The organism is Methylorubrum sp. SL192, from assembly GCF_026672325.1.
In the GTDB taxonomy this organism is placed as follows: domain Bacteria; phylum Pseudomonadota; class Alphaproteobacteria; order Rhizobiales; family Beijerinckiaceae; genus Methylobacterium; species Methylobacterium extorquens.
This window is the reverse complement of record NZ_JAPPQV010000003.1, coordinates 3,045,258-3,071,593: the sequence shown is the minus strand read 5'-3', so window position 1 is coordinate 3,071,593 and position 26,336 is coordinate 3,045,258. Positions and strand designations below refer to the sequence as shown.

25 protein-coding genes and 1 tRNA gene are annotated in these 26,336 nt (G+C 69.2%); 10 read left to right on the top strand and 16 right to left on the bottom strand.

Translation table 11 applies throughout. The features are described from left to right. Positions 1 to 24: 24 nt before the first annotated feature. Positions 25 to 100 (bottom strand) — tRNA-Ala (locus OVA30_RS15250). A 122-nt stretch (positions 101 to 222) separates the two neighbouring features. Here OVA30_RS15250 and OVA30_RS15245 point away from each other — a divergent pair. Next, positions 223 to 513, top strand: a complete 291-nt coding sequence (locus OVA30_RS15245; RefSeq protein WP_003604312.1) for a YggT family protein — start codon at positions 223 to 225, stop codon at positions 511 to 513. A gap of 194 nt (positions 514 to 707) precedes the next feature. Continuing rightward, positions 708 to 1,754 carry a MaoC family dehydratase gene (locus OVA30_RS15240; RefSeq protein WP_015823963.1) on the top strand — a complete coding sequence of 349 codons (1,047 nt, stop codon included), beginning with the start codon at positions 708 to 710 and terminating at the stop codon, positions 1,752 to 1,754. 28 nt (positions 1,755 to 1,782) lie between these two features. Here OVA30_RS15240 and OVA30_RS15235 read toward each other — a convergent pair whose 3' ends face one another. Beyond that, complete coding sequence (locus OVA30_RS15235) at positions 1,783 to 2,574, bottom strand: TSUP family transporter (protein WP_268175955.1); 792 nt, start codon at positions 2,572 to 2,574, stop codon at positions 1,783 to 1,785. 151 nt (positions 2,575 to 2,725) lie between these two features. Further along, on the bottom strand, positions 2,726 to 3,511 hold the full coding sequence (locus OVA30_RS15230; RefSeq protein ID WP_003604305.1) for a class II glutamine amidotransferase: 786 nt from the start codon (positions 3,509 to 3,511) through the stop codon (positions 2,726 to 2,728). A 279-nt stretch (positions 3,512 to 3,790) separates the two neighbouring features. Between OVA30_RS15230 and OVA30_RS15225 the strand changes: the two genes are divergently transcribed. Then, positions 3,791 to 4,180: a response regulator gene (locus OVA30_RS15225; RefSeq protein ID WP_085856205.1), complete on the top strand. Its 390-nt coding sequence runs from the start codon at positions 3,791 to 3,793 to the stop codon at positions 4,178 to 4,180. Positions 4,181 to 4,280: 100 nt separating this feature from the next. On the opposite strand, the gene rpsU is transcribed toward OVA30_RS15225, so the two are convergent. Both rpsU and OVA30_RS15215 read right to left on the bottom strand, forming a co-directional pair. Beyond that, the gene (gene rpsU / locus OVA30_RS15220) at positions 4,281 to 4,598 is read right to left on the bottom strand and encodes a 30S ribosomal protein S21 (RefSeq protein WP_012254978.1); all 318 of its coding nucleotides are present in this window, start codon (positions 4,596 to 4,598) and stop codon (positions 4,281 to 4,283) included. 434 nt (positions 4,599 to 5,032) lie between these two features. Next, complete coding sequence (locus tag OVA30_RS15215) at positions 5,033 to 6,247, bottom strand: polyhydroxyalkanoate depolymerase (RefSeq protein ID WP_268177503.1); 1,215 nt, start codon at positions 6,245 to 6,247, stop codon at positions 5,033 to 5,035. 350 nt (positions 6,248 to 6,597) lie between these two features. Here OVA30_RS15215 and OVA30_RS15210 point away from each other — a divergent pair, with 350 nt between their 5' ends. Next, the gene (locus OVA30_RS15210) at positions 6,598 to 7,254 is read left to right on the top strand and encodes a glutathione S-transferase family protein (RefSeq protein WP_003606293.1); all 657 of its coding nucleotides are present in this window, start codon (positions 6,598 to 6,600) and stop codon (positions 7,252 to 7,254) included. A 128-nt stretch (positions 7,255 to 7,382) separates the two neighbouring features. Here OVA30_RS15210 and OVA30_RS15205 read toward each other — a convergent pair whose 3' ends face one another. The 3 genes from OVA30_RS15205 to OVA30_RS15195 form a co-directional block, all read right to left on the bottom strand. Further along, entirely contained in the window at positions 7,383 to 8,555 is a 1,173-nt protein-coding gene (locus OVA30_RS15205) for a GGDEF domain-containing protein (RefSeq protein ID WP_268175954.1), read from the bottom strand. A 200-nt stretch (positions 8,556 to 8,755) separates the two neighbouring features. Beyond that, entirely contained in the window at positions 8,756 to 10,234 is a 1,479-nt protein-coding gene (locus OVA30_RS15200) for an ATP-binding protein (protein ID WP_268175953.1), read from the bottom strand. After that, positions 10,231 to 10,956 carry a response regulator gene (locus OVA30_RS15195; protein ID WP_003607099.1) on the bottom strand — a complete coding sequence of 242 codons (726 nt, stop codon included), beginning with the start codon at positions 10,954 to 10,956 and terminating at the stop codon, positions 10,231 to 10,233. Before OVA30_RS15195 ends, OVA30_RS15200 begins: the two co-directional genes overlap by 4 nt. A 242-nt stretch (positions 10,957 to 11,198) precedes the next feature. On the opposite strand from OVA30_RS15195, the gene OVA30_RS15190 reads away from it, so the two are divergent. The 4 genes from OVA30_RS15190 (at position 11,199) to OVA30_RS15175 (ending at position 14,204) form a co-directional block, all read left to right on the top strand. Beyond that, a complete protein-coding gene (locus OVA30_RS15190) occupies positions 11,199 to 11,480 on the top strand; it encodes an accessory factor UbiK family protein (protein WP_012254975.1) in 282 nt (93 codons plus the stop codon). A 458-nt stretch (positions 11,481 to 11,938) separates the two neighbouring features. Continuing rightward, positions 11,939 to 12,445 (top strand): YbjN domain-containing protein, encoded by a 507-nt coding sequence (locus OVA30_RS15185; protein WP_003607101.1) that lies wholly within the window; start codon positions 11,939 to 11,941, stop codon positions 12,443 to 12,445. An 81-nt stretch (positions 12,446 to 12,526) separates the two neighbouring features. Then, positions 12,527 to 13,360, top strand: a complete 834-nt coding sequence (gene proC / locus OVA30_RS15180) for a pyrroline-5-carboxylate reductase (RefSeq protein ID WP_268175952.1) — start codon at positions 12,527 to 12,529, stop codon at positions 13,358 to 13,360. Positions 13,361 to 13,430: 70 nt separating this feature from the next. Further along, positions 13,431 to 14,204 carry a TetR/AcrR family transcriptional regulator gene (locus OVA30_RS15175; protein WP_268175951.1) on the top strand — a complete coding sequence of 258 codons (774 nt, stop codon included), beginning with the start codon at positions 13,431 to 13,433 and terminating at the stop codon, positions 14,202 to 14,204. Positions 14,205 to 14,576: 372 nt separating this feature from the next. Here the strand turns inward: OVA30_RS15175 and OVA30_RS15170 are convergent, their stop codons facing one another. The 8 genes from OVA30_RS15170 to OVA30_RS15135 all read right to left on the bottom strand — a co-directional run bounded on the left by OVA30_RS15170 (position 14,577) and on the right by OVA30_RS15135 (position 23,853). Further along, positions 14,577 to 14,834, bottom strand: a complete 258-nt coding sequence (locus OVA30_RS15170) for a hypothetical protein (RefSeq protein WP_268175950.1) — start codon at positions 14,832 to 14,834, stop codon at positions 14,577 to 14,579. Positions 14,835 to 15,009: 175 nt separating this feature from the next. Beyond that, the gene (locus tag OVA30_RS15165) at positions 15,010 to 15,687 is read right to left on the bottom strand and encodes a DUF4142 domain-containing protein (RefSeq protein WP_268175949.1); all 678 of its coding nucleotides are present in this window, start codon (positions 15,685 to 15,687) and stop codon (positions 15,010 to 15,012) included. 167 nt (positions 15,688 to 15,854) lie between these two features. Beyond that, positions 15,855 to 16,355 carry a GNAT family N-acetyltransferase gene (locus OVA30_RS15160; RefSeq protein ID WP_147019146.1) on the bottom strand — a complete coding sequence of 167 codons (501 nt, stop codon included), beginning with the start codon at positions 16,353 to 16,355 and terminating at the stop codon, positions 15,855 to 15,857. Between the two features lie 289 nt (positions 16,356 to 16,644). Further along, complete coding sequence (locus OVA30_RS15155; RefSeq protein WP_003606707.1) at positions 16,645 to 16,923, bottom strand: DUF2218 domain-containing protein; 279 nt, start codon at positions 16,921 to 16,923, stop codon at positions 16,645 to 16,647. A 28-nt stretch (positions 16,924 to 16,951) separates the two neighbouring features. Then, positions 16,952 to 17,788, bottom strand: a complete 837-nt coding sequence (locus OVA30_RS15150) for a sugar phosphate isomerase/epimerase family protein (protein ID WP_238508417.1) — start codon at positions 17,786 to 17,788, stop codon at positions 16,952 to 16,954. Further along, positions 17,785 to 19,092, bottom strand: coding sequence for a DUF6005 family protein (locus OVA30_RS15145; protein WP_268175948.1), 1,308 nt, complete (start codon positions 19,090 to 19,092; stop codon positions 17,785 to 17,787). The genes OVA30_RS15150 and OVA30_RS15145 overlap by 4 nt, the downstream gene beginning before the upstream one ends. After that, positions 19,089 to 22,085: an IucA/IucC family protein gene (locus OVA30_RS15140; RefSeq protein WP_268175947.1), complete on the bottom strand. Its 2,997-nt coding sequence runs from the start codon at positions 22,083 to 22,085 to the stop codon at positions 19,089 to 19,091. The genes OVA30_RS15145 and OVA30_RS15140 overlap by 4 nt, the downstream gene beginning before the upstream one ends. Continuing rightward, on the bottom strand, positions 22,069 to 23,853 hold the full coding sequence (locus OVA30_RS15135; protein WP_268175946.1) for an IucA/IucC family protein: 1,785 nt from the start codon (positions 23,851 to 23,853) through the stop codon (positions 22,069 to 22,071). Before OVA30_RS15135 ends, OVA30_RS15140 begins: the two co-directional genes overlap by 17 nt. A gap of 882 nt (positions 23,854 to 24,735) precedes the next feature. On the opposite strand from OVA30_RS15135, the gene OVA30_RS15130 reads away from it, so the two are divergent. Further along, positions 24,736 to 25,257 carry an RNA polymerase sigma factor gene (locus OVA30_RS15130; protein WP_015823952.1) on the top strand — a complete coding sequence of 174 codons (522 nt, stop codon included), beginning with the start codon at positions 24,736 to 24,738 and terminating at the stop codon, positions 25,255 to 25,257. 97 nt (positions 25,258 to 25,354) lie between these two features. Next, on the top strand, positions 25,355 to 26,320 hold the full coding sequence (locus OVA30_RS15125) for a FecR family protein (protein ID WP_268175945.1): 966 nt from the start codon (positions 25,355 to 25,357) through the stop codon (positions 26,318 to 26,320). Positions 26,321 to 26,336: the final 16 nt, after the last annotated feature.

Sequence of the window (26,336 nt, the reverse complement as noted above, 5' to 3'; positions counted from 1 at the left end):
TCGGCTTTCCTCGCGAGGAAAACCTGGTGGAGCTGAGGGGAATCGAACCCCTGACCTCCGCAGTGCGATTGCGGCGCTCTCCCATCTGAGCTACAGCCCCGTCCGAGGCGAGGGCCTTGTAGGCTTGTCCGCTTCGGCCTGTCAATTCCGGAAATTTCCCGCCGCACCCGCGTCCCTCACGCCGGGTCTCCGTGCGGGGCGATGAGGACCGAAACCCCCCGCATGAACGCCCTGCTCTGGCTCTTCAACACCATCATCCAGCTCTACATCTACGTCCTCGTTGCGAGCGCCGTGCTGAGCTGGCTCGTGGCCTTCAACGTGGTCAATGTGCGCAATCCGATCGTCTCGCAGATCGGCGAATTCCTCTATCGCGTCACCGAGCCGGTGCTGCGGCCGATCCGGAACCTGCTGCCCAATCTCGGCGGCGTCGATATCTCGCCGATCATCCTGATCCTGCTGCTGCTGTTCGCCCAGAAGCTCGCCACCGACCTCTACGTCCAACTGGCCTTCTGACCGCGTCTCCGGCGCGACCCACCCCGGCGTCAAGCGCGGCATTGCGCGGGCGCCGGGCTCGTTGCTAAGGCGGTCGGGCATCGGTTCGGCCGAAAAGCCGATGCAATGTCAGAGTTTAGGGCCTCGTTCTGAATACGATATTCAAGACGGTGCCCGCTCGGCCAGCAAGAGCCGCACAGGGAGCGACGCGCGCCATGAAGACCAATCCGGGCCGCTTCTTCGAGGATTTCCGCCTCGGGGAGACCATCCGCCATGCCACGCCGCGCACCGTCACCACGGGCGACGTGGCCCTCTACACTGCCCTCTACGGTCCGCGCTTCGCCGTGCAGTCCTCGGACGCCTTCGCCAAGGCGATCGGCTATCCGGCGAGCCCGCTCGACGACCTGCTCACCTTCCACGTCGTGTTCGGCAAGACCGTGCCGGACGTCTCGCTCAACGCGCTGGCCAATCTCGGCTACGCCGAGGGCGGCTTCCACCGCCCGGTCTATCCCGGCGAGACGCTCTCGACCGTCTCCGAGGTGATCGGCCTCAAGGAAAGCTCCAACCGCCAGACCGGCGTGGTCTACGTCCGCTCCACCGGCTCCGACGCCTCGGGGCGGACCGTGCTGAGCTATTGCCGCTGGGTTCTCGTGCGCAAGCGCGACCCGGAGGCCAAGATCGCCGAGGAGCACGTGCCGCAGCTCGCCAAGGTGGTGAACCCGGCCGACCTCGCCCACGCCCTGCCCCCGCTCGATCCGGCCGCCTACGACAATGCGCTGGCCGGCAGCCCGCATCGCTTCGCGGATTACGCGGTCGGCGAGAAGATCGACCACGTCGATGGCATGACCGTCGAGGAGGCCGAGCACCAGATCGCCACGCGCCTGTTCCAGAACACCGCCAAGGTCCATTTCGACGCGGTGGCGACCAAGGAGACGAAGTTCGGCAAGCGCCTGATCTATGGCGGCCACGTCATCTCGCTCGCCCGCGCGCTCAGCTTCAACGGGCTCGCCAACGCGTTCGCCATCGGCGGCATCAATGCCGGCCGCCACGTCGCGCCGCTCTTTGCCGGTGACACGGTCTATGCGTGGTCCGAGGTGCTGGAGACGGCCGAACTGCCCGGCCGCAGCGATATCGGCGCGCTGCGCCTACGCACGGTGGCGACCAAGAACCAGGCTTGCGGCGCCTATCCGGACAAGCAGGGCGAGGGCTACGACCCGTCGGTGATCCTCGATCTCGACTATTGGGCCTTCATCCCGCGCTGAAGCGTCGGCCCTCAAGAGGCTGACGCCTCTACAAAAAGAACCCGGCCACGGCCTGACGCAACGGGTTGGCCGGGTTCGACAGCAGGCGTAGCGCCATCGCACAGGCGATGACGACAAGGAGCGGGCGGATCAACCGGGCGCCGAGGCGCACGGCGAGCGCCGAGCCGACCTGGGCGCCGAGAAAGGCGCCGACGGCCATCGCGAGCCCCACCGGCCAGATCACCGCGCCCTGGAGCGTGAACAGGGCGAGGCTGCCGAGGTTGCTCGCGGCGTTCGAGAGCTTGGTGTGGGCGGTAGCCCGCACCACGCCGAGGCCGAGCAGCGTCACGAAGCCGATCATGTAGAACGAGCCGGCACCGGGCCCGAACACCCCGTCGTAGAAGCCGACAGCAGGGGCCAGCGTCACCGCGAACAGGCCGGGGGTGATCCGTGCCGCCGCATCCTCGTTGCTCATCCGCCGTGCGGTGGCGAAGTAGAGTGCGATGCCGACGAGCATGAGCGGCACCAATGCGTCGAGGACCGGGCGCGGCAGCAGGCTGACGCAGAGCGCGCCGCCCACCGAAGCGAGGCCGGCCCCGAGTGCGGCGGGCCCGGCCTCGCGCCAGCGGATCAGCCCGCGCCGGGCGAAAGCGATCGTGGCCGAGACCGAGCCGGCGCTGCCCTGAAGCTTGTTGGTGGCGATCGCGCTCACGGGGTCGAGCCCGGCGAGCAGCAGGGCCGGCAGGGTCATCAGCCCGCCCCCGCCCGCGATGGCGTCGACGGCGCCCGCCACCACGGCCACGCCGAACAGGCCGGCGACCGTCTCGAACTCAATGCTCATCGGGGATCCCAAAGGGCTTCAAGCCCTTTGGCGGGTTGTCAGGGCAGCGCCCTGACGTCGGCACAGCCGATTTGCAGGGCCCTGCCCTGCACCTTTGACAAGGACTCGTCCTTTCGAAGCCTTGATCACGGCTGCCCCGCCTGGGCAAGCCTCAGGCGGCGGCGCGCTCCGTGCGCGGCAGGCTGACGACGGCGCGGCTGCCGCGGGTCGCCCGCAGCGTTCCGCCCTTGGGCACGATCGTCCAGCCCTCCTTGCAGCCGTCGATCGGCTCGGAGACGACGGTGAGGCCGCGCTCGCTCTCGCGGTAATACAGGCTCGGCGGGCGCCCGTCGCAGGCCCAGCGGAAGGCGGTGAGGCTCTCGCCGTCGGTGAGCACGGCGGTGAAGCGGAAGGCTTCGGCGATGTGCGCCTCCTGCATCAGGTCGCGCACGGTGGTGCAGGTCGCCTCCATGGCGCCGACGGGATCGGAATCGAGGCCGTTGGCGAGCGCCAGCAGGAACAGCGCCTCCGAATCCGTCGAGCCGCGGCGGGTGTCGTACAGCGCGTCGGGGATCATCGCCTCGAGGCGCCGCTTGATCCGGTGATAGCCGCCGATCTGGCCGTTATGCATGAACAGGTGGCGGCCATGAGCGAACGGGTGGCAGTTGGCCCGCGTCGTCGCCGTGCCGGTGGCCGCCCGCACATGGGCGAAGAATGTCCGCGCCCGCACCTGCCGGCACAGGTTCACGAGGTTCTCGTCCGACCAGGCCGGGCAGATGTCGCGGTAGAGGCCGGGCTCGGCATGCTCGCCGTACCAGCCGATCCCGAACCCGTCACCGTTGGTCTCGGTCTTCGCCTCGGAGGCGTGCAGCGACTGATGGACCAGCGAATGGGTCGGGGCGCAGACCAGCTCGTTCAGAAAGACCGGCTCACCGAGATAGGCGAGGAAGCGGCACATGGCGGGACAAGAGCCTCCTTTGCGGTCCGGAGCGAGCTATGCAAGCATCGGTCCGCTCGGACCGCTGCGTGTCGCCGGACTGTAACAATTCGTTCCGTGTAGTGAACAGTCCGTTAAGGGAGGGGTCGATCGGAAGGGTTCAGGCTGGTGCAATTTCGCTGAACCGATCGTCCCCGAACTTGTTGTCGCAGGGCAAGCATCGTCGGCGCCGCCGATTCCGCCGCGGCGTGCCCATGGGCCGCCGCTTCCGAACCGCTCGCACAGCTTCAGGGAGACATCATGGCTCATTCCGGAGACAGCCCGGTCGCGCTCGTCGTCGAGGAGGACGAGGCCGCCCGCGACCTCGCGACCGTCCTAATCGAGGAGACCGACCTCGACGTCATCGCCTGTTCGAGCGCCGAGGACGCGTTGGCCGTTCTCGAACGCGGGGACGTGACCGTGGCGATGGTGATCGCCGACACGCGCCTCTCGGGCAAGATGGACGGGGCGGCGTTGGCGCGCGCGGTCGAGGATCGCTGGCCGGAGGTGCGGCTCGTGGTGACCTCCGGGGGCCGCGAGGAGCGCCGGACCGAGATTCCGCCGCATGCCGTCTACATGCGCAAGCCCTGGCTGCCGCTGGAACTGCTGCGGCAGGCCGAGCGCGCCACCCTGACGGCCAAGGCCGCCTAACGCCAGACGTTCAGACAATGGAAAAAAGCCCCGCCGGTCGAGCCGGCGGGGCTTTTTTCGTATCGCGATGCTGCGGGCTGCGCGCGGCGGCCGGCGCGGATCAGGAAGCAGCGGGCGCCGGAGCGGCGGCGGGGGCCGCTGCGGGCTGCTGCGAGAAGCTCGGCATGCCGGGGCGGCGCGGAGCACCGGTACGGGGCTTCGGCTTCGGAGCGGCGATCAGGCCCTCGCGGATCGCGGTCTTGCGGGCCTGCTTGCGGGCGCGGCGGACAGCCTCGGCCTTCTCACGCGCCTTGCGCACGGAGGGCTTCTCGTAGGCCTTGCGCTGCTTCATCTCGCGGAAGATGCCCTCGCGCTGCATCTTCTTCTTGAGGACGCGGAGCGCCTGATCGACGTTGTTATCGCGAACGAGTACCTGCAACGGAATCAACCCCTAGATTTGTCGTTTCGAACCGCACCGGCCCCGGAATCCCGGCTGAACCGGGAAAAAGCCGTCGGGCGCCCCTGTCTCCGGGCTGCATTCCGGAGGAGGCGTCGTGACGGCAGCCGAATCGGTGCGAAAGAATTGCACCTGAGCGCGCGGCATACACGAAACAGGTTCGTGTTGGAAGTGCAGGAAAGCCTCTTGCAAAGCCGCCGCGCGGTTTCTTCCTGTCCCGCCCTCGCGCGGCGAAGCCGAGGTCACCCAAGGCGTTATCCGATCCGGAAACGCTGCGCCATGGATGGCGCCGGCTTCGCCCCGCAAGGCAGAGAGCAAGGGCAGAGAGACGGTTTCAGAGTGCCTCACAAAACTCCCGGTCTCTGACCGTTCTCGTTCTGGCGATGACAGCGCGGCGGGAGTTTTGTGAGAGACACTCAGGCGTGCGAGGCGATGAAGTTGCGTACGAGCGGATAGGTCTGCGCCTCCCACTTGCGGCCCGAGAACACGCCGTAGTGACCCACGCCGGTTTGGAGGTGGTGGGTCTTCATGTGCGGCGGCAGGCTCGAGCAGAGGTCGTGGGCGGCCATGGTCTGGCCCACGGCGCAGATGTCGTCGCGCTCGCCTTCCACCGTCATCAGGGCGGTGCGCCGGATCGCGCCCATATCGATGGGCTCGCCGCGGTAGGTGAGCTGGTTGCGGGCCAGGGTGTAGTCCTGGAAGACGATCTTGACCGTCTCGAGGTAGAACTCGGCGGCGAGGTCGAGGACGGCGAAATACTCGTCGTAGAAGGTCTCGATCGCCTGCGCCTTGTCGGCGCTGCCGTCGACATAGTGCCAGAACAGGTCCGTATGCGCGTCTCTGTGGCGCTTGGCATTCATCGAGACGAAGGCGGAGACCTGCGTGAAGCCGGGATAGACCCGCCGCCCCGCCCCCTTGTGGCGTCCGGTCACCGTCTCGATCAGGTTCTTCTCGAACCACTCGATCGGCTTCGAGACCGCAAGCCGGTTCACCGAGGTCGGGCTGACGCGGCAATCGACCGGTCCGGCCATCAGGGTCATGCTGCGCGGCTGCGCCGGATTCTTGGTGTGCGCCATCAGCGCCGTGGCGGCGAGCGCCTGCACCGCGGGCTGGCACACGGCCATGAGGTGGGTGCCCTCGCCAATGGTTTCCAGAAAGCGCACCACGTGATCGACGTAGTCGTCGAAGCCGAAACGCCCTTCCGAGAGCGGCACGTCGCGGGCGTTGTGCCAGTCGGTGATGTAGACGTCGTGGTCGGGCAGCAGCGTGCGCACGGTGCTGCGCAGCAGCGTGGCGAAGTGGCCCGAGAGGGGGGCGAGCACCAGCACCTTGGGCTGGACGGTGTCGATGTCCTTGCGGAAGCGGAGCAGCGTGCCGAAGGGCGTGGCGAGCACCGGCTCCTCGATCACCGGCACTTCGCGGTTGCCGACCATGACGGCGTGGATGCCGTAGGCCGGCCGCGCGAAGGTGAGGCCGGCGCGCATCATCATGCGCGCGCCCGCCGACCACCATTTCGCGGCGTCGTGCCAGGGCGTCCGCATCCACGGCGCGGAGGCTTCCTGCAGCAGGCGGCCCCATTGGCGGGTCTGCCGGGCGATGTCCGATTGGACATCGAGGGCTTGGTAGAGCATCGGGCGCAAACTCCAAGCGCGCAAGGTGCCTGCACGCATCCATCTCTCGCGAACGCCCGAACGGCCCGGATTCGCCCGCTTCACGTTTCCGGTCGCCACTGCCGCCCCACGTGACGATGCCAGACGGGACAGGCTAAGCGGTTCTGGATTGGGCGCAACCGATCAAAAGTATATATTGCGCCCCTGTGGTGTGGATGCATCACCTTGCATAGGAGTTTATGGGAGAAGAATTCTATTGCCGGAAAGGCGGGCAGAGGGCCCGAGATCCGGCACAAGACTTGCCCTAGAAAAACATCAAGTGCTGGGTTCCGGGCAGCAGGCCCGGGCGACGTGCATCCGGGGAGAGGGCCATGGCCGAGGCGACGCTCACGATCTCCAGCCGCAACTACTCGTCTTGGTCACTGCGCGGCTGGCTGCTGTGCCGGATGGCCGGGCTCGATCTCGCGGTGGAGGTGCTGTCCGGCTCGGACGCCTCGACGCGGGCCGAACTGCTCCACCTCTCGCCGTCCTTCCTCGTGCCGCGGCTGGAGCACGGCGCGATCGTGGTGTGGGACGTGCTCGCCATCGCCGAATATCTCAATGAGATCCGTCCGGAAGCCGGCCTTCTGCCCGAAGCGCCCGCTGAGCGCGCGCGCTGCCGCGCGGTTTCGGGCGAGATGCATGGCGGCTTCGTCAACCTGCGCTCGGCGCTGCCGATGAACCTGCGCAGCCTCCATCGCGGCTTCAAGATCTTCAACGGCGCCAAGGGCGACATCGAGCGGATCTGCGCGATCTTCGAGGATTGCCTGTCGCGCTCGGGCGGGCCCTACCTGTTCGGCGCGCGCCCCACCCTGGCGGACGCGATGTACGCGCCCGTCTGCACCCGCTTTCGCACCTACGACGTCGCCCTCCCCTTCACGACGGCCACCTACCGCGACACGATCCTCGCCTGGGATCTGATGAGCGAGTGGGCGGCGTCGGCCGAAAGCGAGCCGGAGGAGATCGAAGAACTCGACATGGAGTTCTAGAGCGCATTTCGACGAAGGGGGCACCGGTTCGTCGAAAGAATGCGCGTCAAGGCAGAGACCGAGAGACGCCAGGCTGATGCAAGGGGGTCGGACACGGCTCTAGCGGCGGCCGGCTGGCGCCGCACCGATCAGGCCACCGCCACGCGGTTGCGGCCGAGATTTTTCGCTTGATAGAGGGCGGCGTCGGCGGCGTTCACGAGTGTGTCCAGCGCCGTATGGCCCTTCTTCCAGTCGGCGACGCCGATCGACAGCGTCACCACGGCGTTCGGCCCGAGGCCGGGATGCGGAATCCCGACGCCTTCCACGCGCCGGCGGATGGCCTCCCCGAGCGCGGCGGCCCGCGCGGCATCCATGCCTGGCAGCAGCACGAGGAACTCTTCGCCCCCGAAGCGCACGGCCGTTCCCAACGGGGGCTTGTTCTCGTTCGCCGGGACCAGCATCTCGCGCACCAAGTCACTGACGGTGCGGATGCAGCGGTCACCCGCCAGATGACCCTGGGTGTCGTTGAACCGCTTGAAGTGGTCGATGTCGATCAGGAGCGCCCCGAGGGACTGCGTGTCCTTCTTGGGAATGAGATCGGCGCCGATGGTCGCGAGATGGTGCCGGTTGAACAGGCCCGTGAGTTGGTCGGTCCGTGCCATCTCCGCGTTGCGCTCGATCATCGACTCGACCCGGAGGCGCTGGAGGAAGCCGTAGCGCTCCGTCCGCTCCAGCACGAACGATCCCAGGAGGATGATGGCGGCCGCGATGAGGTAGAAGACCACGATGTACCAGAAGGTCGGGGCATCGACCTCGGGCCGTCTCGCGACGGTCGAGATCTGGGTCAGGACGATCAGCGCCATCCCGATCACCGCCATCCGGAACCGGACGCGCTGCACCAGGACCATGTAGAAGATGATGAGCATCGAGCCGAGCTGGTAGGTCGCGACGTAGTGCGATGCGCTGAACGAGATGATCGTGGACGGCATCAGCACCGAGAGGAAGCAACCTCCCACGAGCAGCCCGTCGACCTGCCAGGTCCGTGTCCGGCGCGGCAGGATCCAGATCATCAGAAGGGTCAGCGGCGTGAAGACGCCCAGGCGCATCACGGCGAGCGGCCCGAGCACGTCCGGCAGGATCATCCAGTCGGCTAAGAGGAAGATGTCGTAGAGGAAAATGGCGGCGAAAAGCGTCGCCTGGGCGAGCCTGATGCGTTCGGGGAGCCCCTCCGTCTCGAACCGCGCCTCGACCGGGGGCGAGAACCGCAACGGGGTGAGGCCGGCGAACTCGCCCTCGATGGTTCCGGTTCGGGAGAGACTCATCAAAGCGAGGGCCAAGTCATTCCAGTCACCCCGACGCTAGAGCAATTGGGTTGCTGGGTTCTTACGAGGACATCTCGGGCGAGGGCATCCCGCGATTGGTCGTTCGCCCCCACTCCTTGCCGGCTGTACTGAACGATCCTCCTGCATGGCGGCCGAGCCGCGTCGGCGGCGCCCTCCATCCGAACGCCGTGCGGACGGGGTTAAGCCGCCCTGCCGGCGCCCGTCGCCCTGGACCGTCCGGCGGCGAGCGGCAGCTCGATGCGGGCACAGAAGCCGCCGCCGGGGCGGTTCTCCAAGGTCAGGCGCCCGCCATGCCCCTCGACGATGGCGAGCACGATCGACAGGCCGAGGCCGAAGCCGCTCGCGGAATCGAGATTGCGGGCGCGGTCGCCACGCACGAAGGGCTGGAGCATGGCGCTGCGCTCGGCGTCGGGGATGCCGGGGCCGTCGTCGATCACCTCCACCGCCACGCCGGGGCGATCGCCGGAGCCCGCCGGCCCCATGACGAGGCGGGCGCCACCGCCATACTTGACGGCGTTGTCGACGAGGTTGGTGATCGCGCGCTGCAGGTCGTCGGGGCGGCCGCGCACGAGGACGTGGCGGGTTCGCTCCAGGCTGACCGCCGCGCCGATGTCGCTGAACCCGTCGCAGACGGTCTGCACCACCGAGGCGAGGTCGATCAGCGTGGTCTGGCCCTCGCCCGGCGCCCCCTGCCCGTCCCGGACATAGGAGAGCGCGGATTCCACGAGCCCGTTCATCTGGTCGAGGTCGCGCAGGGTCATCTCGCGGGCGCGCTCGTCCTCGATGAACTCGGCCCGCAGCCGCAGGCGGGTAATCGGTGTGCGCAGGTCGTGGCTGATCGCGGCCAGCATCTGCGTGCGGTCGTCGAGCAGGCGCAGCAGGCGGGTGCGCATCCGGTCGAGCGCACGGGCGAGCGCCAGCACCTCCTCCGGCCCGCGCTTGGGCAGGGGCGGCGGTTCCTCCGCCGTGCCGAAGGCCTCCGCCGCCGCGGCCAGGCCGGCAAGCGGCGCGGTGAGCGCCCGGGTCGCCCAGAACGAGAGCAGCGTGAGGCTGACCCCGAGGAAGACGAAGGTGAAGATGATCGGCGCTTGCGCCGGCGGGCGCGGAAAATCGTCGGGCAGCACCGCGCGGAGCCGGGCGCCGGCCGGCGTCGTAATGCCGATCTGAAGGAGGCCGGTCTTGCCCCGGTCGTGGCCGGGGGCGAGGTCGGTCACCGGCAGCGCCCGCCCGAAGCCGTCCCGCAGGCGCTCGATCAGGGGATGCTGGCCGATCTCGTCCGCCTGGTTCCCCTGCCCCGCCGACGGCGCGGCGCCGTCCCATGGCGCGATGCGCAGGGTCGGCAGGCCGCGCGCCGCCGCCCGGAGGATCCCGTCGCGCTCGCCCGGCTCGGCGGCATCGAGCAGCCGCGCGACGGTCGAGAGCCGGGTCGCGGCGACGCCGGGCCGTTCGTCCGGCCGCCACGGCTCGCGCAGGGCCAGCAGCATGACCGCCGCGAGCACATGCGCGGCGAGCAGAGCCGCGACGACGAGGAGCGCGATCTGCCCGGCGGCCTTTTTCGGACGGGGCCAGGGCAGATGGGGCCAAGGCAAACGAGGTCGAGTTCGCGATGGTACGGGAGCAGCGGCGGGCGGCTCCGCCGTGGTTCTCAGGGGACTCATGAGCGGCCGATCTCCGGCGCGAACAGGTAGCCGCCCGAGCGGATCGTGCGGATGATCTCGGGGTTGCGCGGATCGCGCTCGAGCTTCTGGCGAAGCCGGGAGACCAGGACGTCGATGCTGCGCTCGAACGGCCCCGCCGCCCGCCCCTGCGTCAGGTCGAGGAGCTGGTCGCGGGAGAGGACGCGCCCCGGCCGCAGGCACAACGCATGGAGCAGGTCGAACTCGGCCCCCGTGACGGCGATGCGCGCGCCCTCCGGGCTCAAGACCTGCCTGAGGCCGACATCGAGGGTCCAGCCCGAGAAATGGAAGCGGCGTGCGCCGTCGCCATCCTGCGGCTCGGCGCCCTTGCGCCGCAGGATCGCCCGGATGCGCGCCAGCAATTCGCGCGGGTTGAACGGTTTGCCGAGATAGTCGTCGGCGCCGATCTCCAGCCCGACGATCCGGTCGATCTCTTCGGATTTGGCCGTGAGCATCAGGATCGGCACCTGCGATGCGGCCCTGAGGCGCCGGCACAGGCTCAGGCCGTCCTCGCCCGGCAGCATCAGGTCGAGGACGATGAGATCGACCCGGGCATCGGCCAGCACCCGGTCCATCTCGCGTCCGTCGCCCGCGACGCTCACGCGGCACTCGTTGGCCCGCAGGTAGCGCGCGACGAGCGCGCTGATCTCGCGGTCGTCCTCGACGACGAGGATGTGGGGCGTCGGCAGGTTGGTGGTGGTCATGACGGCATCCGTCTTAATCCCGCGCGCCTCCTGCCCGGAAGTATGGCCGCTGACGAAGATTGTAACCGCGGGTTTCCGCAGCCGGCCCCGATACGTGCGGCAACAATCCAGAACGGATTTCCGGTCTCCGCACCCCGTGATGGCCGAAGCGTTTCGTCGGTGCCGCTCGATTGCCCTGCTGCCCGCCGATTCTTATGTCGTTGGCACGTGCTCGACAGGTCCGGGCGCCGGAGGGAATTTCCATGCAAGGCTCGAACCGCCTTTTCGACGATGTCGCCCGCCTGTTCACCGATGCCACCGGGGCGGCCCAAGGGGTGCGCCGCGAGGCGGAAACGATGGTCAAGGGCCAGATCGAGCGCCTGATCCGCGACATGGATATCGCCACGCGCGAGGAAGTGGACGTGCTGCGCGACCTCGTCGCTGCCCTGCGCAGCCAGAACGACGCACTCGCCGCCCGGGTGAGCGCGCTGGAGACCCGGCTCGGCGCCGAGGCGGGCAGCGCCGGCAGCACGGAAGCGGTCTGATACGGTTTCCGCTTGATCAAAGCGGCAACCGTATCAGCAAGTCCGCGCGGCGCTTGAGGAGGGCACCCATCGCGCCAGCGCGATGGGATCCCACCGAAACCCAAATCCGCCATCTCGAAGGGATCAATCGGATTTGGGATGAGCGGGCAGTCCGGACTCACCCTCGCGGGAAAGCGCGAATCCGGATTTCTTTGCACAGGAAGCATCGGTGGATAGCTGCGTTGCCCACCGCTGATGCCGGGGCGACGCTTTGAAGCCCGCGGGGCGCGCGGGCTATAAACGATCCGAAGTTGATTCGCCCCGGCGGAAAGGTGGAACCAAACCCCGGGGCGGCGAAATCTGGATTGAACCCCTCCGCAGGACGGAGATCGACGTGGGTTGCCTCGACTCCCGTCACGGCCCTGCTTTGCCCGCCGACCCGATCGAGCCTCTCGACCGGGCCGACAACTTGGATCGCCATGACCCAGCTTAGCCTCATCGAAGACAGCGACCGGCCGGAGCACCCGCTCGATGTCGTCGAGCGCCTCGCCTCGCTGCGCGACTGGATCTTCGATCGCATCGAGACCGACGAGATGTCGGTTTCCGTCTCGGGCCGCTGGGCCGAGTACCACGTCGCCTTTACCTGGATCGAGGAAGTCGAGTCGCTGCACGTGGCCGCCGCCTTCGACCTCAAGGTGCCGGAGCGGCGCCGGGCCGAGATGCTGCGCCTCGTCGCGCTGGTGAACGAGCAGCTCTGGATCGGCCATTTCGACCTGTGGTCGTCGGACAGCGTGGTGATGTTCCGCCACTCGCTGCTGCTCACCGACGGTATCGCGCCGACGCAGGGGCAATGCGCGATGATGATGAAGACCGCCGCCGATGCCTGCGAGCGCTATTATCAGGCCTTCCAGTTCGTGCTCTGGGCCGGCAAGAGCGCCCGCGAGGCCCTCGACGCGGTGCTGTTCGAGACCGAGGGCGAGGCGTAAGCTGCCGATCCTGCGGGATCGCGCCGCCGTCCTCGAGCCCTCGCCCTTGATTCGGTGCGGCTGCGGTGGGATCGAAGGCCTATGACGCGTGCGCCCGATGATCCGACCGCCTTTCCCACGCCCCTGGTTCTGGCCGGCGCCGGCAAGATGGGAGCGGCACTGCTGCGGGGCTGGCTCGCGGGCGGCCTCGACCCCGCCGCCGTAACCGTCGTCGATCCGCAGCCCTCCGCGGAGATCGCGACACTCTGTGCCGAGCGGGCGTTGCGCCTCAATCCCGAGGCCGCCGCCCCGGCCGGAGCGCTGGTGCTCGGCATCAAGCCGCAGGTTCTCGACGCGGCGGCACCGGCGCTGGCCGGATGGATCGGCCCGGACACCCTCATCGTCTCGATCCTGGCCGGCAAGACCATCGCCGACCTCAAGCGCCGCCTGCCGACCGCCCGCGCCGTGGTGCGCGCCATGCCCAACCTGCCCGCCAGCATCGGCCGGGGCGCGACCGGCGCCGTCGGCAGCCCGGAGGTCGGGCCGCAGGCGCGGGCGGGCGCGGAGGCGTTGCTCGCCAGCTCCGGCCTCGTGGCGTGGCTCGACGATGAAGCGTTGATCGATGCGGTGACCGCGGTCTCGGGCTCCGGCCCCGCCTACGTCTTCCTGCTGGCGGAAGCGCTCACGGAAGCCGGCGTGGCGGCGGGCCTGCCGCCGGACCTGTCGGCGCAGCTCGCCCGCGCCACCGTCGTGGGGGCCGGTGCCCTGCTCGACGCCGATGCCCGCGAGGCCGGGCAATTGCGCCGCGACGTGACCTCGCCCGGCGGCACCACCGCAGCCGCGCTCGCCGTGCTGATGCGCGAGGGCGCGCTGCCCGACCTGATGCGCGAGGCGGTCGAGGCGGCGCGGCGGCGGGCGGGCGAATTGTCCGGCTGAGAGGCCCAGCGGTTTCAAGCGGGCGACACTGACCCTACATGAGACGTGAACCGAATGCGGAGCACGGACCATGGAAACAGCCCCCGAGCCCAACACCGGCGGCAAGCCCGAGACCGGTGGGCCATCCGGTTCGTCGAACGCCGACACGGCCTCGCACAAGCCCAACCCGCGTGAGGCCGCGGTCGAGGCGCTGATGCGCCTCGCGGCCGAGCAGCCCTGGAACGACATCGAGGTCGGCGACATCGCCCGCGAGGCGGGACTAAGTCTGGCCGAATTGCGCGACCTGTTCCCCTCGAAGGGCGCCGTGCTCGGCGGTCTGTCGCGGATCATCGATCGCAAGGTGCTGGAGGTCGACACCGCCGACCTCGCCGACGAGCCGGCCCGCGAGCGCCTGTTCGACGTGCTGATGCGCCGGCTCGATGCGATGACGCCCTACAAGCCGGCCCTGCGCCGCATCGCCTTCGCGCTGCGCGGCGACGTCCTGTCCATGCTGGCGCTCAACGGGGTCGCCCTGAACTCCCACCGCTACATGCTGGCCGCCGCCGGCATCGACACGGAGGGGCCGCTCGGCCGGCTCAAGCTTCAAGGGACCGTGATCGCCTTCGCCCGCACCGTCGAGGTCTGGCTCGACGATGATGACCCGGCGCTCGCCCGCACCATGGCCAAGCTCGACCGCGAGATCCGCCGCGGCGAGACCTTCATGGAACGCGCCGACGACGCTCGCCGCCTCACCGCGCCCCTGCGCGCCCTCGGCCGTGCCGTTCTGGAGCGCCGCTCGCGCCGCGATCGGACACCGCCGCCGGCGGGCGACGGGGAGGATCGCGATCCCGCCGCGGCGATCTGAGCGCAGAGTTCCGGGTGGAAAGAGTTCGGGGTCGGAGCGCGTTTGCCAGTCCGACCCCTCAACGATGATCCGAAGCACCGACTCCCAAGTCGGTGTGCTCGAAGCCCGCCGTTGGCTGAAATCGTACTGGGAAACGGTCCGCGCTTTGGCGGCCGAGGGCAAAGACTTGTCGGCCCTGCCTCCGGCTCAATCGCGCGCTCAACAGCCGTTCTGGCCGTGAAGGTCTTGCTGCATCCCCGTGCAGATCTTCTGTCGCTGACGGTGTTTCGCTCTTCAACAGGCTCAGCCAACTTGACTGGGCACGGGGGTGCTGAGCTTCCGGCGCACGAGAGGTCGCAACCGGCCGGAGATGATACTCCGGCCTCAGGGGTTTTACCGGTCCCACCCCTTCAGGTCGCAGAGCGTCATGAAGTCGTGGATCGTGATCAGATCAGCATCAAGCAGAGCTAGGGCTTCATCACGGCTCTTGATCGCTTCGGCGTTCATGGAATGCGCCTTTCCAGTGTCGTGTTTTGAAGAACGACAAGCTAAAGCTTTCGTTCCTTTCGTCTGGAGAAGCATCTCGCGTGCCAGCGGCAACATCGTCGGCGAACCGCTTCGAGGCGCTTCGCTCCGGAGATCGGATTCCAAGCGATGCGCCGCGTTCTCGGGCCTGCCTCGGCCTCAGTCAGTCAGGGACTACCTAAGACGAGGGTTCGACGCGTCCTCGCGTTGAACCCCCTTCAGTCTTTGGCGAGCGCGGTCTGCTCGGGCCTCCTGTTCCTGCATCGTCCCGAAAGCCGGTTGCCACCTTTCGGGACGACGCTCAGCCCTCCCGTCTGCCGCCCATCGTCGCCTGCATCCGCGAGAGCTGCGCGATGTGCCGCTGGATCAGCGGGATCGCACCCGCCGCGATGCGGCGCAGGCCCGGATCGTCGCCGGCCTGGGCGTAGGAGCCGTGGATGTTGAGGGCCTCCTGATGGCCCTGGAGCGAGGCGTTGACGAACATAGCGTCGTATTCGGGACCGGGCTGCATCCCGGAGAGCTGCGACAGGATCTGAGCCTTCTGCTCATCCGTCGTCATGCCGCCGGGACCGCGCCCACCGGGTACACCCAGAACGCCGCCAACCGCACCGACGGTCGCCCCCGCGACGCCGCCCGCCACCGCCAGCGGCGCCTCGACAAGACCGCCGACGAGGCCGGCCGGACCGGCGGGCGCGCCTGCCATTGGCGCTCCCGCACCCAGATACGGGTCGAGCTTGCGGGCGAGGTTGACCTGCTCGGTCACCTCGGCCCGGCTGAAGGCTTTGATGCGCGGATTGCGGGTCTTGGCGTAGGCATCGCGCGCCGTGTTCTCGAGGAACAGGCCGCCCTTCGTCGCCATGGCGAGGTAGACCGGCGCCGGCATGGCACCGGCCGGCGCCGGTTGCGCCAGGGCGGTCCGGGTGACGGCCAGGGCCGCCGTTGCCGTCAGCAGGGTCGTCAGAAAATCGCGCCGATGCATGGTCTCGGGTCTCCCGGTCTGAAAACGATGCTCGGGCGCCGGTTTGCTTGTGCGGTGCCGGAGTCTGACGGGCGAAACCTTCGCGAAATCAGCAATGTTCCTGACCTGCCAGGGGCGGCTTCAAACGAAGACGCTCGGGCGATCCCGGCCGGGTTTGCTGCCGGGATTCAGGGGCCGATCGAGGGACGCAAACGGGCCATGCAATGCACGTCGGCGAAGATGCCGTTGCGGAATGAGGCGGCTTTGTGCGTCCCCTCGATGGCGAAGCCGAACTTTTCGTAGAGGGCGATGGCGCGGGTGTTGTCGGTGAAGACCGTCATCTCGATGCGCAAAATATTGATCCAGTTGTCGGCCGTATCGATCACCGCCGCGAGAAGCCGCGAGCCGATGCCGTGTCCGGCGAAATCCTCGTGCACGGCGATCCAGAATTCCGCCGCATGCGCCCGCCGCCCGTAGAAGGGGCGCAGGGCCGCCGCCCCGACGACGCGCTCGCCCTGCTGCGCGGCGAGGTGCAGATCACGCGGCGAGCGGGGCTCGGCCCATTTCTTCACCGCCTCGAATGATTCGTAGGGGAGCGCCAGCGTTCCGAAACGGAAGGCGGGCTGGTTGTAGATCTCGAACAGATCCGGCGCGTCGTCCTCGCGCATGGCCCTTATCGTCACATCCATACTGGTCCTTGCTCCGTGTGAAGGTCTGATCTCGTCGAGAGCCGGTTCGACCGGTCCGGTCCGGCAACGATGACGATCCTCATGCTGAGGTGTTGCGGCAGCAGCCTCGAAGCACGCCGCGACGCTTCTCTCGGCAGGCCGGTGCGTGGGATCGACCGTTGAAGCACGCTTCGAGGCCGCGCTTTCGCCTGGCACCTCAGCACGAGGGGCGGTGTGCTGGCCGACGCGACGCTGCCCTGCCGTCTTGCAGCGATACGCTCGATGCGAAGCGCGTCTTGCCTGGTGCGGCTCACGTCCAGTCGAAGCGCAGCGTCTCGCGGAAGGCGAAGCGCTCGATGTGGCGCACGACCACGTCGCGCAGATCGGGTAGGCTGGCGGCATCCTGTGCAGTCAGGTCGATCGTCAGGGTTTCGGCGCTGGCACTCAGGCGCGTCTCACCGAGCGGCAGGGCGATCCGGGCATCGGTCGGGCTGAACTCGGTCTCGAACCGGTGGGCCCAGTGTTTGCAGAGCTGCTGGAGGTAGCGGCTGGCATGCGGGGTGCCGACGACGGCACGGCTCTCGGTCATGTCGGTCTCCTGAAGTTCCGGCACCGGCTCAGCGCGCGGCGTGGAGGGCTCCCGCCCCGCGGCGGCCGGCAGTGGCGCTGCGCAGGCGGAAAAGGTCGGTGGGCAGGACCGAGAAGCTGGCCTCGCCGAACCATTCGAGCGAGCCTTCCGCCTGCGGCGGCAGCGTCTTCAGGAAGGCAGCGTAATCCAGCGCGCCCTCGAACAGGCCGGTCATGCCCTCGCGCCGTCCGGCCGCGGCATAGACGTTGGCCGGCTCGAACACCGACAGGTCGGCGCGGCTGCGCACGTTCTTGAGGTGATAGTAGTCGATATGCGGGGAGAGCCGGGCGTGGGCCGCGAGCGGGTCGTCGCCGCCTTCCCAGACGTGGAGCGTGTCGAAATTGACCCGGAGGTTCGGGTGATCGACCGCGTCCAGCAGGTCGAGGAGCGAGGCGGTGGTGTCGGCGAGCGTGCCGGGATGCGTCTCCACCACGAGCCGCAGGCCCTGGTCGGCGAGCTGGCCCGCCGCCATCCGCAGGCGCTGGGCGACATGGGCGCGCTCGTCCGCCGAGGCGGCCGCACTGCCCTTGGTGCCGGCGAAGGTGCGCAGCCGCGGCGCCCCCCAGCTCCCGGCGAGCCGGGCGAGTTCGGCCGTCCGCTCGGTCAGGGTCTCCAGCGGCGCGTCGAGCGGCAGGTAGTCGCTCAGCATCGGCACCCGCAGGCCGTAGGCGGCGAGCCATTCGGCGTGGTCGCCGGGGCCGAGATTGCGGGCGTGCACGCCCCACAATTCGATCCCGTCGAAGCCGTGGCCGCGGGCGAAGCGGGCGAGCTCGCCGATCGACACGAGATGGTGGCGAAAGCTGATGGTGCAGAGCGCGATTCTCATGCGGAGAGCCTTTCGCGTGACGGGAGCGCCTGTCCGAGATCCGGGCTCGTCTGCCGCCACGCCGCGTAGGCTGAAGCGAGCTGCCGCTTGATCGCGAATTCCTGTGCGTCGAGGGCGTCGAGCCGCGCGAGGACGGAGGCGACCTCCCCCGTTTCCCCGGTCCGGGCGAGCTTGAGGACGGCGTAGTGCAGGGCGGTGAGGCCGTTCACCAGGGCCTCGATCTCGTCGCAGATCCGCTGGAACTCCGGGTCCGGCCAGCGCAGGGCCCGCCAGAAGAAGGCGAAGCCGTGCTCGTAGGCCCATTTGCGGATGGTGATGACCGGCAGTTCGCGCAGCGCCTCGCCGACATCCGTCAGCTTCAGCCCGCCCCGCCCCTCGGCATGGGCGAGCACGATGGCGCGCGCGGCATCGATCAGCGGGTTGGTGTCGAACCGGAAACAGGCGTCGAAGAAGGCCGCGAGATCCGTGTCCGCCGGCGGATGGGCCCGCGAGGGATCGAAGCGGTAGCCGCCGGCGACGCTCGGCTGGCGGATGGCGTTCAGCATCCGCTCGCGCTCGATCACGCCCTCCCAGCGGAAGTCGGGGTCGCGCACCTGCCAGAGGTCGGGATCGTCGCCGAGCGAAACGAGCAGGTAGTGCGGGAAGGGGTTCTGGTTGAACTTGTTCTCGCGCTCGGGGAGGTGGAACATGTCGAGCATCACCATGATGCGCGTGTCCGGCTCCCGCTGGTCCAGGAGGTCGAGCAGGGTGGCGACGTTCTCGTCCTTAGAGCGAGAGTGGTCGTACCAGGAGACGAGCGGCACGCTGTAGAGCCGCTCGAACCAGTAGCGGAACGACTCGTGGTCCATCGCGTCCGAGTGGTAGGCGAGCCGCGAGCCGTCGGTGATGGCGAACTCGGCGTCCCAGATCAGGGCGTAAAACGGGCGGTGGTCGATGCCCCGCGCCTTCAGCCCGTCGCAGACGCAACTGACGAAGCAGTGGATCTTCAGGTCGTAGGGCATCGCGCCGTGGACGCCCTCGGAGGGCGTCTCGGACTCGGCGACCGGTGCGACCGGCTCCGCGCCCGGCGCCAGGAGCCGGGCGAGGTCGGCGACGGTGGAGACGTCCTGCCGGTTGATCGCTTCTTCCGGCACCGACACCCCATGCGTCAGTTCCAGTGACAAGATGAGTTGAAGCAACTGGACGGAATCGAGGTAGAGATCCTCGTTCAGCCGTGCGTCCGGCCCGAACCCATCGAGATGGGGATGCTGCATCTCCTCGCGCAGCACCGTGCCGATGGCCGCGATCAGCGTCTCGTTGCTCACGCCACCGCCTCCAGCGCGCCGTCCCGATACTGCGCGGCGACCGCGCGACGAGAAATCTTGCCGTTGGCCTCGCGCGGGATCGCGCCGACCTGCACCGCCTCGACCGGCACTTGGTGGCCGGCGAGCCAGCGGCGGCACCAGTCCTGAAGCGCGCGGGGCGGCACGGGACCGTCGGCGCTGAACAGCAGCGTCACCCGCTCGCCCGCGAACGGATCGGGCCGGGCGAAGGCCACGGCGTCGGTGATGCCGGGCATCGCCATCACCACGTCCTCGACCTCGCCGGGATAGACGTTGAGGCCCGAGACGTTGATCGTGTCGTCCTTGCGCGCGACGAAGATCAGCATGCCGTCAGGCGCCAGGTAGCCGAGATCGGCGGTGTGGATCGCCCCGCCCTCCCCCTCGACCACGATCTCCGCCGGGGCCTCGGGGCCGGTCCCCGCCCGGACGCGGTGATGCGGCAGCGGCCGGCCGATGGCGTCGGCGCGGCGCAGATCCGGGTTGATCGCGATGCAGCCGGCTTCCGAGCAGCCGTATTGCTGGAACAGGTGGGTGACGCGCCCGCGGATGGCGGAAAACCACGGCGCCGGCAGGAGCGTGCCCGAGACCATCGCCGCATGGAGGGTTTCGCCCTCGGGCATCAGCCGGGCCAGCGTGTGCAGCATGGCGGGTGCGGTGTAGAGCACCGGCCGCTCGATCTCGCGCAGGCGACGCAGGAGGTATTTCGGGTTGGTGGTGTCCACGATCACCGGCACGCGGCCGCGGCGCAGACCCACGAACAATCCGCAGATCAGCCCGTAGGAATGGGTGATCGGGCAGGCGATGACCGGGGTCATCCCGTCCGGCTCGGTGAACGCCGAGACGTAGCTCTCGATCTCGCGCTCCACCGCGCTCCAGGGGCGGGCGATGCATTTCGGCTCGCCGGTGGTGCCGGAACTCATCTGGAGCAGCTCGCCCTCCCCAGGAACCGGCGGGGCGGCGCCGTCCAGAGGCTCGCCCTCCAGGCTGTCGAGGAACAGGCGGTGGCAGCCGGCGCGCTGGGCGAGCCGGCGCGCGCCCTCGTCCGGCAGGGCCGGATGGATCGGCAGCAGGCTCGCGCCGCTGCGGCGGGCGGCGAGGATGAAGGCGAGACCCTGGGCGGTGTCGCGGAAACGCGCGGCGACGCGCTCGCCGCTGCCGCCGCGCAGGGCCGCTGCAGCCTCGACGCGCCGGATGGCGGCCTCCATCGCGTCCGCCGGGATGGTGCGGCCGTCGATCTCGATCATGCAGGCTCCGGAAAGGGCGTCAGGGGAAGGGAACAGGGCGTTGGGGGCCAGCAGGCTGCCGCCCGCCTCGCCGAGTCCGAGCTTGCGCGACAGCAGCGCCTCGACCCGCAGCCGGGGCGCCTCGACAGCGAGGCGGGCGAAACGCGCCTCCAGCCCATGCTCCGCCGCGTGGTGCCGCAGACGCAGGCCGAGGCGGCGCCAGAACCCTGCCTCGTCGAGGCCGTGCCGACGCCCGAGCAGGCCGGTGATCTCGCTGAGGTTGAAGACGAACAGGCTGTCGGTGACGAGTTCGGCGAGCGTCGCGGCCGAGCGCATGGCGTGGAAGCGGTCGTCCGCCGGCCCGGCATGGGCCGGGTCGATCGCCCCGAAATCCGGCACGCGCTCCGGGCTCGTCACGAAGTCGGGCGCGTATTCCGCGCTCTCGTGGAAGTCGCGCAGGATCACCCGGTCCGGCCAGCCGTCGCGGTGGACCAGAATCATGTTCTGGCCGTGCGCCTCCAGGGCGACGCCGTGGCCCGCGAGCAGGTGCCAGACCGGCAGCACCGCGACCGTGACCAAGCGGTCGAGCCAGGCGTCGCGGCCGTAGCGTTCGAGCCAGGGCGCGATGAAGGGGCTCCCGTCCGCCTCGCACACGGCCAGCGCGTTGAAGGGCACGGCCGCTTCGCCGGGAACGAGACGCGGGCTCTCCCGCCAGATCGTGGCGAGCTGCCCGGCGAGCGGACCGTCCCGGTCGGCGAGCGCGGCGGCGTATTCGCGCAGCACCGTCACGCGGCCCTGCAGCGCGGGATCGGCGGCGATGAGGCCGGCGAGCCAGTCGGACAGGGCCGGGCCGGTCAGCACGAAATGCGGGTCGAGGATGCGCAGGCTTGAGGTCGAGACGACGGCAAGCGCCAGTTTCACGCTGGCGGCGGACGGGTCGTCGAGATTGTGCAGCGTGCGCAGGGACTGGCTCGCGACATAGCGTGGGCCGGCGGTGCCGAGCGCGACGGCGCGGCCCTCTGCCAGCCAGGGGCGCAAGGCTTCCGCTGCAAGCCGGCGCATCTGCCAGGGATGGACCGGCAGCAGCGCGTGCGTGTCGAGGGAATGGCCAGCCGCGGCGAGGCGGCTGGCGAGGACGTCCCACGCGTCCCCGAGTTCGGACCGCCAGAACCCGTCCTCCGGGCCCGGCAGCGCGAGGGCGATGGTGTCCCGGCGGACAGCCAGCCATTCGAGGCGGAACGGCGCGGCGGCCTCGGGCCCGTAGCGGCGGTGATCCTCCAGGGTGAAGCCGGTGCGCGCCTTGAAGCTCGGATGGTAGGGATGGCCTTCCCACAAAGCCGCATCGAGCGCGGCGAAGGGCAGCGCGCGGCGCTCCGGCGGCGACAAGTTTTGGCTATTCCAGCGGCAGAGTTCGATCGTCTGCCGAAGCTCGGCCAGCAGCCGCGTCCGGTGCTCCGGGGCGGCGGGAAGGGCCTCGACGAGGGTGGCGAGGTCGGCCGGCACCCAGGCGTCCTCTTCGCCTGCCATCTCGACCGAACCGGGATCGAGGCGGGGACGGCCGAAGGGGCCGAAGGCGCCGGTCGCGCGGAAGCGGCGGGAGCCGAGGCGCCATGCGATCCGACCGGCGACGTCGCGGATTGGCTCGCGCTCGGCTAGCCCTTCGAACAGGACGGCTTCGGCCAACTGGCGCAGGACACGCGCTTCGGGCTGCTCCACGGTTTCGGGAAGCATGGCCTCAGGACGCGAGGGCATGGCCGGCCTCGCCCCGAGCCGCCCGAAGCAGGAGCGGGTTCGGCATGTCGATGTAGTTGCCGGTGCCGTCGCCCGAGGCGAGTTCGTCGCGGTCGGACAGGCGCACCCGCAGGTTGGCCTTGGTGCAGAGCGTCGGACCGTCGAGCACCGAGCGGGCGAAGGCGCGGCCGGCGCCGGTCATGCGGCGTGCCATCGCCTCCAGGCGGCGGGCGAGGTCGTCGAGGAGCGTTTCCTCGCGGGCCACCCCGTCATGGCCCATCCGGGCGATGACGGAGAAGATCTGGTTGACCACGAGATAATAGGCCAGCCGTCGGCGGATCTCGCCGTCCGGGAAATAGAGCGAGGCGATGGCGCCGGTCTCGGGCGCATCGCGCAGCAGCCGGGGGCGGGCGGATTCCGAGAGGTAGAAGCCCTGGTTGTCGCGGTAGAAGCCGCGCTCGGGCCAGCCGGAGGCGACATCGAGCAGCGCGTTCTGCTGGTGGGCCTCCAGCGCGATTCCATGCGCGTCGTAGAGGGCGACGACGGGCTCCAGCATGCAATCGAGATAGCGAGCGAACCACGTGCGGGCGGCCTGGGCGCGCGCGGCCGAACCCTCCGGGCAGACCTGCCGCAGAAGGGCCTCCAGCCGCGAGAGGCGGCCGGGCAGCGGCTCGGCGGTGAGGGCTGCCAGCGTCGCGACACCCCGCTCCGCCCCGTCGCGGAACGGATTCTCACGCAGGACTGTCTCGAAGCCGCTCTCCTCGCGGTCGGGGCTGTGCAGGGTGAGGTAGGCGGGGTCGGCCAGGATCTGGAAGTTGGGATGGCGGGTGCCGAATCCGCTTTTCGCCAGCAGCCGGGCCATGGCGACGCCGGCCTTGAGTTCGGCGAGCCGGTTCACCCGCAGCGAGTTGGTGAGGGTGACGGGCAGCGAGAACTTCGCCATCCACGGGCTCTCGGCGGCGTAGACGGTGCGCAGCGAGGAGGTCGCGGTGAAGCGGGGGCCGAAGGCGCCGAGCCGCCGCAGGCGGCCCGCCTCGACCCATGCGGCGACGTGCGGCTCCAGCATCAGCGCCTCGGCCTGGAGCGGATGCATCGGCAGGGCGATCTCGTCGGCGCGCAAGCGCAGCTCGGCAGCGTCGGGGCCGAGCAGGTCGAGGGCGAGGTCGGGCGCGGCGCGGGCCACCGCCGAGTCGTGGCGGACGAGGCTCGCCTGCGCGCCGAACACCGCGAGCTGGAACGTGCCCCCCTCCTCCGGCGCGTAGGCACGAGCCTGCCAGGTCGTGAGGCCCTGCCGGCTCTTGGGTGTCGGGTGCAGCCAATGGCCGAAGACGAGGGCGCGCTCGGCGGCGATGAAGCCGGTTTCCGTCTCGGCCGCCCGCTCCGCGAGGTCGAGCAGGCGGGCGGTCTCACGGTAGCTGTCGAGCACGCGCCCGAGGAGTTCCAGCTCCCGCTCGCGGGCGGTGTCGCCCCGCCCCTCATCCGTGCGCGAATAGGCCTCGCCGAGAAGCTCCTGAAGCGCGCGCATCGGCGCCACCGGCCGCCAGCGCGGCTCGTGCAGGTGGCGGGTCCAGAGGCGGCCGAACGCCTGCGCGCCGCATAGCGAGGGCGACAGGATCTCGACGCGGATCGCGAGGCGGCGGCTGCGCAGATTCCACTCGATGCACGGCGCGGGCGGCCCGTCCGTCAGCGCGTGCCGGATGCGGATGCCGGGGTCGATCTCGCGCAGATATCCGTTGGCGAAGCTGCGGAAGGCGGCTGCCTCGGCCACGGCTTGAGACGAGGGTGGCATGATCTTCGAAACCTCCTGAGAGCCTTGAGGGCCCGGCCGCATCGCGGCGGGGGCGTGCGCCCGAATGATCTGATCCGCCGGCCCGGCCCGGCGCCGCGTCATCGGATCGACGCGGCGGTCCGGTCGCCGGGCCGCCCGTGCGTCACCATCGTCTTGGGGCCTGAGCGCGCGGCGAACTCACCGTTGCGGCGGCGGGCTTGGGGGAGCGTGCGGGTTCGAGAGAAAGAAAAGGTCGTCGATGGAAGCGTAATGATAAGAAAATGGATCTTCGTCGTAGTTGCTCATCGGACTGAGGGCTCCCTCGAATCGCTTGAGGCTGAAGGCGTGTTGCGCAAACTTCAGGCATGCGTCAAGAGAAGATGAATTTATTGGAATTGTTCTTGATATAGGGTGATTGCCTGGTTGCCTTGTCGCGACAGTTGGTTGCCTACAAAAATATTCTTTATTTGTCCGTGGCTTTATCGTGTGTGGGCCGGTTCCGTGCCTCCGCCGGTCACGGCGTGAGCGCGCCCAGCGAGCCATCCCTGATTGTGCCCGCGATCCCGCCGCGCCGGGCCGCCGTCCGTCTCCGAGCCGGCTTCGATCCCGGCGCCGCCGGATGATCGCGACCTGTGAAGCGCGCATTGCGCCGTAATGGGAAAAATCCGTTGCTGATCCGCAACGAGGCCATGAAATGACTTGTAGTATTTAGCTGTTATAATTCTCGTCTTGTTTCTGGGGCGGGTATTTCGACTGTCTGTGCAACGTCTTGCGACAGCATCGTCCGCTAGACTGGAAATGATACAAGCTATTGTGGGGCTTGCATAATCCGCGCGTCTCCTTCTGGTCGGTCCTCAGTCATCGATCAGCGTGGGATCATCTGTGGGCGACGGGACCGACCTCATGGCGGGAGGGGCGGCGGGGGTGTCGATCGATGCCCTCTACCGTCACGAGGGGCTGAAGCTCCGGCGTTTCCTCCAGCGCCTGCTCGACAACCCGGCCGACGCCGCGGATGCGAGTCAGGAAACCTACTTGCGCATGGTCGCCGCGCTCTCGCGCACGAGCATCGAGCACCCCTCGGCCCTGCTGTTCCGCATCGCCACCAACGTCGCCCTGCGGATGCGCAACCGCGGCCGGCTGGAGCGGATTCTGTTCGCGGCAAAATGCGAAGCGGAACTCGCCGAGATCGCCGACGGCTACGCCCTCCCGGAGCGGCAGACGATCGCCCGCCAGGAGCTGAAGCGCCTCGCCGCGGCGATCGACGCCTTGCCGCCCCGCTGCCGCGAAGTGTTCCTGCTCAGCCGCCTCGACGGCCTCGCGAACGGCGAGATCGCGCAGCGCCTCGGCATCTCGCGCAACATGGTCGAGAAGCACATCATCAAGGCCCTGCTGCATTGCCGGCGCAGCCGCCTCGATCTTTTTTGAACGAGTCGCATCAGGAGGCGGCGACCTCGTTGATCTAAGGGGATAGGACACCCGCGCTGCGCCATTTCGGGCCGCGGTGGGCCCCAGGGGGATTGGCGTGGCCGGCAGCGACGGGACGGAGGCCGACGAGGCCGACGGCGATGAGGATCCGGTCGAGCGCGAGGCCGCGGCCTGGGTCGCACGGCTCTCCTCTTCCGACGCCACGGAAGCCGACCACACGGCCTTCGAGACCTGGCGCAAGGCCGATCCCGTCCACGCGGCGGTCTATGCCGAGATGGATGCGCTGTGGCGCCGGCTCGGGCATCTGCCCGATCCCCGCCCGCGCAAGACGTCGGACAAGACATCGAACAAGACACCGAAATCGCTCGCCGGCCTTGCCGCCGTCGCCCTGATCGCGGGCGCCCTGGCCTACGAGACCGGTCTCCTCGACCGGCTGCGCGCGGATCTGTGGAGCGGCGTCGGCGCCATCGAGCACGCGACGCTGCCCGACGGCAGCCGCGTCGACCTCAACACGGACACGGCGATCGCGGTGCGGTTCACCGAGGGGGAGCGCGGGATCGCGCTTCTGCGCGGCGAGGCCAGCTTCGATGTCGTGCCCGATCGGAGCCGGCCCTTCGTCGTGCGCGGCGGCGGCCTGAGCGTGCGTGCGGTCGGAACCCGCTTCTTCCTGCGCGCGGACGGGGCGGACCGTCCCGTGGGCGTCGCGGAGGGGCGTGTCGACGTGTCGGCCGAGAGCGGGCGCGTCGTCGTCTCGGCCGGGGAGGAAGTCCGGATCGGTGGCGACGCCCTGCACGTGGCGGCGGCGGATGTGGAGCGCGCCACGGCCTGGCGCGACGGCCGGCTGATCTATTCCGGAAAGCCGCTGGCGGCGGTCCTGGCGGAACTGAACCGCTACCGCCGCGGGCGCATCGTGTTGCTCGACCGTGGGCTCGGCGAGCGGCGCGTGACCGGCGCGTTCGATGCCCGCAACACCGACGACGCCCTCGACGTGATCGCTGCGACCATGGGCACGCGCATCCGGCGGCTCTCGCCCCTGCTGGTGCTGGTCGGATCGCCCCTGTGAGCGGGGCGATGAGGGT